Annotated in this window: 6 protein-coding genes; 1 reads left to right on the forward strand and 5 read right to left on the reverse strand. The window is 61.7% G+C overall.

Features of this window, described 5'->3' with window-relative positions; translation table 11 throughout:
- Positions 1-540 precede the first annotated feature (540 nt).
- Positions 541-3,624 (reverse strand): efflux RND transporter permease subunit, encoded by a 3,084-nt coding sequence (locus ABY403_RS10040; protein WP_372840660.1) that lies wholly within the window; start codon positions 3,622-3,624, stop codon positions 541-543.
- On the reverse strand, positions 3,621-4,781 hold the full coding sequence (locus ABY403_RS10045; RefSeq protein WP_372840661.1) for an efflux RND transporter periplasmic adaptor subunit: 1,161 nt from the start codon (positions 4,779-4,781) through the stop codon (positions 3,621-3,623). The genes ABY403_RS10040 and ABY403_RS10045 overlap by 4 nt, the downstream gene beginning before the upstream one ends.
- Positions 4,782-5,072: 291 nt before the next feature.
- On the opposite strand from ABY403_RS10045, the gene ABY403_RS10050 reads away from it, so the two are divergent.
- Complete coding sequence (locus ABY403_RS10050; protein ID WP_372840662.1) at positions 5,073-5,741, forward strand: hemolysin III family protein; 669 nt, start codon at positions 5,073-5,075, stop codon at positions 5,739-5,741.
- A gap of 6 nt (positions 5,742-5,747) precedes the next feature.
- Here ABY403_RS10050 and ABY403_RS10055 read toward each other — a convergent pair whose 3' ends face one another.
- The 3 genes from ABY403_RS10055 to ABY403_RS10065 all read right to left on the reverse strand — a co-directional run.
- Entirely contained in the window at positions 5,748-6,845 is a 1,098-nt protein-coding gene (locus ABY403_RS10055; RefSeq protein ID WP_372840663.1) for an alkene reductase, read from the reverse strand.
- A gap of 92 nt (positions 6,846-6,937) precedes the next feature.
- Entirely contained in the window at positions 6,938-7,279 is a 342-nt protein-coding gene (locus tag ABY403_RS10060) for a DUF4387 domain-containing protein (protein ID WP_372840664.1), read from the reverse strand.
- A 9-nt stretch (positions 7,280-7,288) separates the two neighbouring features.
- On the reverse strand, positions 7,289-8,662 hold a 1,374-nt coding region (locus tag ABY403_RS10065), incomplete at its 5' end, for an acyclic terpene utilization AtuA family protein (RefSeq protein ID WP_372840665.1).

Here is an 8,662-nt window from a genome sequence, read left to right on the forward strand (position 1 = left end):
CCGATTGTCTGGCGGAGGGTTTCAGCCTCATCTTGACCCGACATCGAGTAGAGCATGACGAAGAAGCCCGGAAAGACAAAGGCACTTGCCGAGCAAGTTGTGAAAGACATCCGCGACAGGCAAGAAACTGGCCGCTAGGGAAACCATCATGCGAAGCATCCGCGCCAGCCCTTCGACTGCGTGAGCAGGCGGTGTTTTGATTTCGGCGGATGCGAGGATTACGGTCGCTCGCTTCCGTCCACGCTTCGATCCACAATCATTTCAGCCCAGAGCGCACTCTCTAAAACCGACAGGATTTCAAGATCGCCCGCACCTTTGCTCTCGCCCAGTGGCGCGGCCCATATGGGCAGATAGCCCGATGCTAGGGCGAAAGGGGCAGGCTGGCAATGCGAGGTCCACGTCGCTTCGGTTGCGCGGTGCCGCGTCTGTTGCAAGCAGGATGCCCGCAGTCCACCTAAGTCTTTAGTCCCCATACGCAAACGCCGCGCGGCGGCGCGGCGTTTCGTGGGCTTGCCCCGCCTTGGGGCAATTCGCATGCGCTTATTTTCGCCCGAACCACTTGCGCCGTTTTTTCGGGGTGTTGGCGCGGGTGGTCAGCATCAGCATCGACGGTGTGACGACCAGCGTCAGCACGGTGGCGAAGGCGAGGCCGAAAACGAACGACGACGAGAAAGCGATCCACCACTGCGTTGACGGCGCGCCATAGGTGGTTTCGTGCGTCAAAAGCTCTAGGTTCAGCCCGAAGGCGATCGGCAGCACGCCCAGAATGGCGGTCAGCGCGGTCAGCACCACGGGGCGCGCACGCTCTCGGCAGGTTTCAAGGATCGCCTCGATCTTGTCCATGCCCTCGTGTCGCAGCGTGTCATAGGTGTCGATCAACACGATGTTGTTGTTCACCACCACCCCCGCCAGCGCGATGATACCGATTCCGGTCATTACGATCACGAAGGGCTGCCCTGTAATCAACAGGCCAAGGAAAACCCCGATCGTGGACATCACCACCGCCGACAGCACCAGCCCAACCGAGATGAAGCGGTTGAATTGCGCAAGCAGCACGCCAAAAATCAGCGCCATCGCGGCACCGAATGCCTTGGCAAGGAACGACGAGGCATCTGCCTGCATCTCGTCTTCACCGACCAGCTTCCAGCGGATACCCACGTCTTCCAGCCCCGCCGACCGCATCCGCTCGGCGATTGCGCTACGCACTGCGGCCGCCTGGACGCCTTCGCGCAGACCCGCTTGTACGGTTATCGTGCGCAGCCCGTCGATCCGGGTCAGTGTTCCGGTGGTCGGCGCGGCGACGCGGGTGACAAAGTTCGAAATCGGCACCGGCCCGGCGATGGTTTCAATCTGCAACTGATCTAGCGTCGAGATCGTGCGCATCTCGGGCGGCATTCGCAGCACGATATCGACTGCATCATCGGCCCCCGCGGGGCGGTAATCTGACAGCGTCAACCCGCCTGTGACCAAGCGCACCATCGAGCCGACAGCCCCCGGCGTCAGCCCAAAGCGCGCCGCCGAGGCGCGATCGACCTGCAATTCCCAATCCACCCCCGGCAGCGGCAGACCATTGTCGATGTCGATAACTTCGGGGAAGGTCGCCAGTTCTTCGGCAATCTGGCGCGCGGCTTCGTTAAGCCCGGTCGGAATTGCCGCCGAAAGACGCAGTTGGATCGCCTTGCCGCTGGAAGGCCCCGCGACCGGCACGGCAACCTCGATATCGACGCCGGGAATGCCCTGCATCGCCACCCGCAGATCGTCGAGCAGTTCACTGGCGGGCTTGCGTTCGCGCCAATCGATGAACTCGTACTGGATGCTGCCGATCACGTCAGCGGCGACAGATGTGCCGAAACCGCCGACATCGCCAGTGCGGGTGTAAACAGTCTCGATGCCCGGCCAGCCAAGAATCCGCTCTTCGGCCTGACGCACCAGCGCATCCTTTTCATCGATCGAAAGGTTGCCGCGGGCGTGGACATAAAGCAGGCCGTAATCCGGCTCGACCGCCGGGAAAAACTCGACCCCGGCGCCGTATTTGCCATAGGCCATTGGCACCGCGACAAGGCTTGCAACCGCGATCAGCGCGACCAGCACCGGGTGGCGGACGGCGCGCTTGACCAAGGCCATGTACAGCCCGTCGTTGTTGCCTTGCTTAAGGTGCACGGGCTTCGAAAAGATCGCCCCCAAGGTCGGGGCAAAGATCAGCGCATAAAGCATCGAGGCGGAAAGCGTGGCGATCAGCGTGATCGGCAGATACATCATGAACTCGCCCACGATGCCGGGCCAGAACAACAGCGGCGAAAACGCCGCGATCCGGGTCATGGTTGCGGCGATCACCGGGCCTGCCATCTTGTGGCTGGCCAGAGCGAAGGCTTCGCGCTTGTCCATCCCCTCGCTCATGCGCCGCTCGGCGTATTCGGTCACGATGATCGCATCATCGACCAACATCCCGACGGCGAGAATAAGGCCGAACAGCACGATCATGTTTACCGTGGCGCCGTAGAGCGACAAGAACAGGATGCCCATCAGGAACGAGGCCGGAATCGCCAGCCCGATCAGCAGCGAGGCGCGGCCCGACAGCACGAACAGGATCACGATGAACACCAGAATCACCGCGGTCAGCACCGAGTTTTGCAGATCGGCCAGCATCTGCCGGATCGAGGTCGATTTGTCCTGACTGAACGAGACTTCGACCCCATCGGGCAGCAGCGGGCGGAATGCCTCGACCGTTGCCTTCACCGCATCGACCGTCTCGATCAGGTTTGCGCCAGAGCGCTTGCTAACCTCGATCGCCACAGCGGATTGGCCGTTGAGGCGCGTCACCGAGGTGGCGGATTTCTTGGTGGAAAGCACCGTGGCAATATCGCGGGCGCGCACCGTAGCCGAGGGTGTAACCACAACCGGCAGGTTCGCCACATCTTCAGCAGTCTCGATCAGCGACGGAACCTTGATCGAATAGTAGCCTTCATCACCTTCCAGCGCACCGGCCGCGATCAGTTGGTTGTTCGCGCTGACCCCGGCGATCAGCGTGCCGACCTGAAGCCCGTAGGAAGAAAGCTTGGCCGGGTCTACCACCACTTCGATCAGGTCATCGCGCACGCCCTGAAGGTCTGCGTCGAGCACGCCCGAAACCTCTTCGATGCGGTTGCGCAGCTCGCGCCCGGCAAGCGTCAGCGCACTCTCTGGCAGATCGCCCGAAAGCGTAACCACCAGCACCGGAAACTCGGCCAGAGTCACCTCGTTGACGGTCGGCTCATCAACGCCGCTTGGCAGATCGCCGCGCGCCGCGGAAACCTTGGTGCGCACGTCGGTAAGTGCCTTGTCGAGGTCGGCACCCGCCTGAAACTCCAACAGAACGTTGCCGCCGCCGGTATAGGCGGTCGAGCTCATCTGTTTGATGCCCGAGATGGATTTCAGTGCCGATTCCATCGGGCGCAGCAACAACCGCTCGCTGTCCTCAGGCGAAATGCCCTGATAGGACATCGAAACATAGATGATCGGAATATCGACGTCGGGTTCGGCTTCCTTGGGGATCGACACATAGGACATCGCCCCCGCGACCATCAGAAAAACCAGAATTGAAATCGTCAACCGCGCGTTGCGGATCGCCAGTTCGACAAGTTTCATTCGTTGGCCCCAGCAGCAGGCAGATCGCCCGCGACGGTCACAAGGTCGCCATCGCGCACCAGATCTTGACCGACAACGATAATACGAACGTCCTCTGGCACCCCGGTCAGCACAAGGCCGGTCGGCGTATCGTCAAGCAGTTCCACAGAGGAAAAATGTGCGATGCCGTCATCGCCGACAACGCGCACACCCAACTCGCCCTCGGCCGACAGCGTGATGACCGAACGCGGCACCACGACCGAGCGCACCGGGTCTGCGTAAAGTTTTACTTCTGCCGTCATGCCCGCGCCAATCGCCGCGTCCGGATTGGCCAGCGAAACCTTCACCGGAAAGGTGCGGGTCAGCGCCGAGGCTTCCTTGCCCACGAATGACACGGTCCCGCGCAGCGTCTGCCCGTCTGCCAGCGTGACCTCGGCTTCAGCGCCCGGCCGCAGGTAGCGCACGTGCAACTCGCTTACCTCGGCCTTCACTTCGATCGGATCAAGCGACAGCAGCGTGGCGATCTCGGTGCCTGCGGTGATCCATTCACCACGCTCCACTTCGACCGAGTCGATATAGCCGGCGAAGGGCGCGCGCAGCTGCAATCGGTCAAGTGTTGCCAGCGCCTGATCCAGCTGCGCCTGCGCAGTCGCGGCGGCGGCGCGCGTGGCGATCAGTTGCATCTCGGTCCGGTTACCCGCGACCAGCAGCTTCTCTGCCACGTCAAGTTCTCTCAGGCTCTGCTCAAGCTGGGTCTGCGCGATTGTCACGGCGGCCTGCGCCTCGACCCCTTCGAGGCTGAGCACAAGCGCGTCAGCCTCGACCGTGTCGCCTGCGGAAATAGCCAAGGTTTCCATCGCACCGCTGGCGCGCGCGGCAAGCACGGCACGCTTGCCCGGCGCGGTCACGCCCGAAAGCCGTATCAGACGTGCGTGATCTTCAAAGGCAGGCACCACGGCCTCGACCACACGGCGCAACTGCGGCGCGGCGGTGTCGGGCGCGGCGGCCGTATCAGGGTCAGCGGGTGTTGCTGCCGATTCCATTCCGGGGTCGGGGCGCTGCGCGGCCAATGCGATTCTGCTGCCAACCGAGCTGAACTCGCCCGTGCCGACCCAAGCGGCGGTGGCGACCAGCACAATCAGTGCCGCAATTGTGTGACCTTTGATCTTCTTTGCCATCTTCCAACCCCTACATACGAACGAACCCGCGCAGTATAAAGCATACGCTTCATACGGCTAAGCGGATTGGTTTTGCGACACATTGGGTGCGATCACGCAAACGTCAATATCGCGAAACCAATTCCGCGCGCCCGACAGAGAATACGCGGCGTCGGCGCGGCCTTTATGCCGCACCTGCAAACCACAAGCGAGAAAGGTGTTTCACCTTGACCCTACGTCACCACAACGAGTGCTTACGCGACGACATCGAGTCGCGGTAGAATACGCGGATACCTTAAAATGGGAACTTGCATGTCATTGCCATCGACCCACCCTCGGCTACAAAAGCGCCTGCCCAGCCAAGGCGAAATCGTAGCCGACGGCGTTGTCCATATCGCGGCCATCGTGGCCGGGCTGATCGCCTTTGCGGCGCTTTTTTCTTATATCTCGGTGCATGGCGAAGCAGGCTATGGCATTGCAACCGGCATTTACGCCGCCGGTTTTTTTGCAATGTTCGGGTTTTCCTGCGCGTATAACCTTACGCCGCCGTCGTCGCTGAAATGGTTGCTGCGTCGGTTCGACCATTCGGCAATTTATTTCATGATTGCGGGCACCTATACTGCCCTACTGGCGATGCTGGGCAATCAGATCTGGAACTGGGTCCTGATTGGCGTGATCTGGGCAGGGGCGCTTGGTGGCAGCGCCATCAAGATGTTGCTGCCGGGCCGTTTTGACCGCCTTGCGATCGCGCTTTATCTGCTGATGGGCTGGGCCGCACTGGCCGCGATCAAGCCCGTGGCGATGGCGCTGCCCACATCGACACTGGTGCTCGTTATCGTTGGCGGGCTGCTCTATTCGGTCGGTGTCATTTTCTACAAGTGGCACAGCCTGAAGTTTCAAAACGCGATCTGGCATGGCTTTGTCGCCGCCGCATCTGCCTGCCACTTCGCAGGCATTGCGGTAGCTGTGAGCGCCGCCTGAACCTGTTCAGGCGGGCAGGTCCGCCAGCACGGGGTAATCGGTAAAGCCCTTCGCGCCGCCACCGTAAAAAGTAGAGACATCCGGCACATTCAGCGGCGCATCTTGGCGCAACCGCTCTACCAGATCCGGGTTGGCAATGAAGGCACGGCCAAAGGCCACCAGATCGGCCCGCCCTTCAGCCACCGCCGCCAGCGCCATTTCCCGGTCGTATCCGTTGTTGGCGATGTAGGCACCGCTAAAGCGCGCGCGCAGCGGCGCTATGGCATGGCCGGGTGCAAGCTCTCTCGAACCGCCAGTCTGCCCCTCCACCATGTGCAGGAAGGCCAGGCCGAAACGGTCGATCTGGGAAATCGCGTGGCCAAACAGCGCCATCGGATCGCTATCGGAAATACCGTTCGAGTTGGTGAAGGGGGCAAGGCGAATGCCGACACGCCCCGGCTCCCACGCGCCTGTCACAGCCTCCAGCACTTCGGTCAAGAACCGCGTGCGATTGGCGATAGAGCCACCGTACGCATCGGTTCGCTGGTTCGCGCCGTCGCGCAGGAACTGATCTATAAGATAGCCGTTTGCCGCGTGGATTTCGACGCCGTCAAAGCCTGCGGCCCGCGCGTTGCGCGTTGCGGTGGCGTAATCGTCCACCACCCCCGCGATTTCGGAAACCGTCAGCGCGCGCGGCTCTGATGTCGCCTCGAACCGCTCGCCGGTAAAGGTGCGCCCGCCCGCCGCGATGGCGGAAGGCGCAACCGGGGCAACCCCGCCGGGTTGCAGGCTGGTGTGCGAGACGCGCCCGACATGCCACAACTGCAATGCTATCTTGCCACCCGCCGCATGCACCGCGGAAGTGACCTTTTCCCAACCCTCAATCTGGGCTTGCGAATAGATGCCGGGCGTCCAGGCGTAACCTTTGGCAGTGGGCGAAATCTGCGACCCCTCGGTGATGATCAGCCCGGCGCTGGCGCGCTGTGCGTAATACTCGGCGTGCAGCGCATAGGGTGCGTCATCGGCAGCGCGGGCGCGGTTGCGCGTCAGCGGTGCCATGACGACACGGTTGGCCAGCGCCATTGCGCCAATCGTAACAGGGGAAAACAGCGTTGGCCGGGTCATGCGGCATCTCCAAATAGGCGCGGGTAGGTGCCGCTATTGAGACACCTACCTATGACCGCCGCACCGCAAACCCAAGAGCCGCCTTGCAGATTTCAGGCCGTCATGTCGATTTCGAAGTCTAGGAACGGCGCGTATTGCTGCGCGCCGAAAATGTCGCCATCGCCCGCACTGCCCGATGGGCGCAAGCGCAGGATGGTGAACTTGATCGCATAGCCCGGATCGTATTCGACAAAATCGGTCAGCCGCGCCGGATCGACGTTGAGCGTGGCGCACACACTTTCGCGGTTGATCGCGCCCGAACGTTTGACCGCCTCGTAAGTCGCCTTTTCGCGAAAGATGATGTCGAAGGTGATCTTGTCGGTACCGGCATTTTTCGAGCGGATGGTCTTGGCCAGATCCGACAGTTTGGTGCGGGTGTTCACGGGGTTTTTCATGGGACTACCTCAGCCGACAATGGCGCTATGGGTGGGAAACAACTCCAGCGGGTCGGACACCGCCATCGTGTGATTGAGCGTCCAGCGGTAGGCGGGGCTGGCAGGCAGCACCTCATCAAGCACGAACGAAACCCCGCCCGCGGTGCCTTTTACATCGGGCAGGCGCGCGTAGAACAGCTGGCGGGTGCCGGTCATCGTCACCTCTTCGGCCATTTCGCGGGTGGGGGCCACGCCCTGCACCACAATGCAAAGCTCGTGCCCCGGTTGGTCGCGCAAGGGTTCCATCGCGCCCATCACGCCATCGCGGCCAAAGACGTTGTAATGCAATTCCCACCCGGTATCGCCAAAACGTTCGCGGGTCTGGGTGCGCGCCCAGTCTATGACGCGATCGACATTTGCGATGGTATAGGGGTCACGAATGCCGGCCATGCCGACGAACCGCTCGCCCTCTTTGCCCGAGCCTTCAAGTTTGACCCGGAAATCCTCGGCAGGCACAAACTCCATTCCGGTGACGCGCGTGGTCTTTTCGCTGACCTGCGAATAATTGCAGTTGGTCATGTCAAGCATGCCGCCTGCGACGAACTCGTGATAGGGGTTCGAGCGTTCATACATCGCATGGCCCGCCACACTCGCGACCGTGCAGCGCTGAAAATCGGCCATCGCGGTAACTTCGACATGGCCTTTCGTGATCTCGCCCATCACGGTTTCCTTGGCACCATAAGGTTCGGCGCAGAACGAGGCACATTCGAGCACCTTGCCAAGATAGTAGCTTTCGGCCTCGGGATAACCTTTGTGCAGTGCCGCCGCCGCGAAAATCGCGCTGTCAGATGACCGCCCGCCGATGATCACATCGCACCCTTCTTCCAGCAACTTGATGAAGGGGTGCACGCCCGCCATGGCAACGATGCGCGAAGTCGCGTCCAGCTCTTCTTCGGAAAGATCTTCGCGCGCATCGAGGCCACGAATGGCCGAGCCCGAGCGGATCTTGCCGCGCACCATTTCCTTGTCCACTTCCGAGTAGAACCAGCCAAGCCGAAACGGCGCCAGTTTGTGTTCCGCCGCAATCTCGCGGATCATTTCAAGATACATGTCCACCCGGCTATTGGTGCCGGTGTCGCCAGCCGAGCCGATCATCATCGGCACCCCGATCCGGCGCGCGGCCAGTAGCATCTGTTCAAGGTCGTGACGCTGCCATGCTTTCGGGCTGGCACAGACATCGGCACCCAGCGGCACGGGGCCGATATCGTCACTGCCCGAATCCGCGGCAATGAAATCGGGCTGGGTCGCGACGGCGGATTGAAAGCTCACCGGTTTCAGCGGTGCGAAGCCGAGATGGCCATTTGGGCAGATGATACGGAGCGACGCCATGGGGTTCCTCGTGGA

The organism is Phaeovulum sp. (assembly GCF_041596715.1).
In the GTDB taxonomy this organism is placed as follows: Bacteria; Pseudomonadota; Alphaproteobacteria; order Rhodobacterales; family Rhodobacteraceae; genus UBA6213.

What these genes read in the sequence shown, in the direction of transcription:
- ABY403_RS10040 (WP_372840660.1), bottom strand. Translation starts at nt 3,624, where the DNA reads ATGAAACTTGTCGAACTGGCGATCCGCAACGCGCGGTTGACGATTTCA.
- ABY403_RS10045 (WP_372840661.1), bottom strand. Translation starts at nt 4,781, where the DNA reads ATGGCAAAGAAGATCAAAGGTCACACAATTGCGGCACTGATTGTGCTG.
- ABY403_RS10050 (WP_372840662.1), top strand. Translation starts at nt 5,073, where the DNA reads ATGTCATTGCCATCGACCCACCCTCGGCTACAAAAGCGCCTGCCCAGC.
- ABY403_RS10055 (WP_372840663.1), bottom strand. Translation starts at nt 6,845, where the DNA reads ATGACCCGGCCAACGCTGTTTTCCCCTGTTACGATTGGCGCAATGGCG.
- ABY403_RS10060 (WP_372840664.1), bottom strand. Translation starts at nt 7,279, where the DNA reads ATGAAAAACCCCGTGAACACCCGCACCAAACTGTCGGATCTGGCCAAG.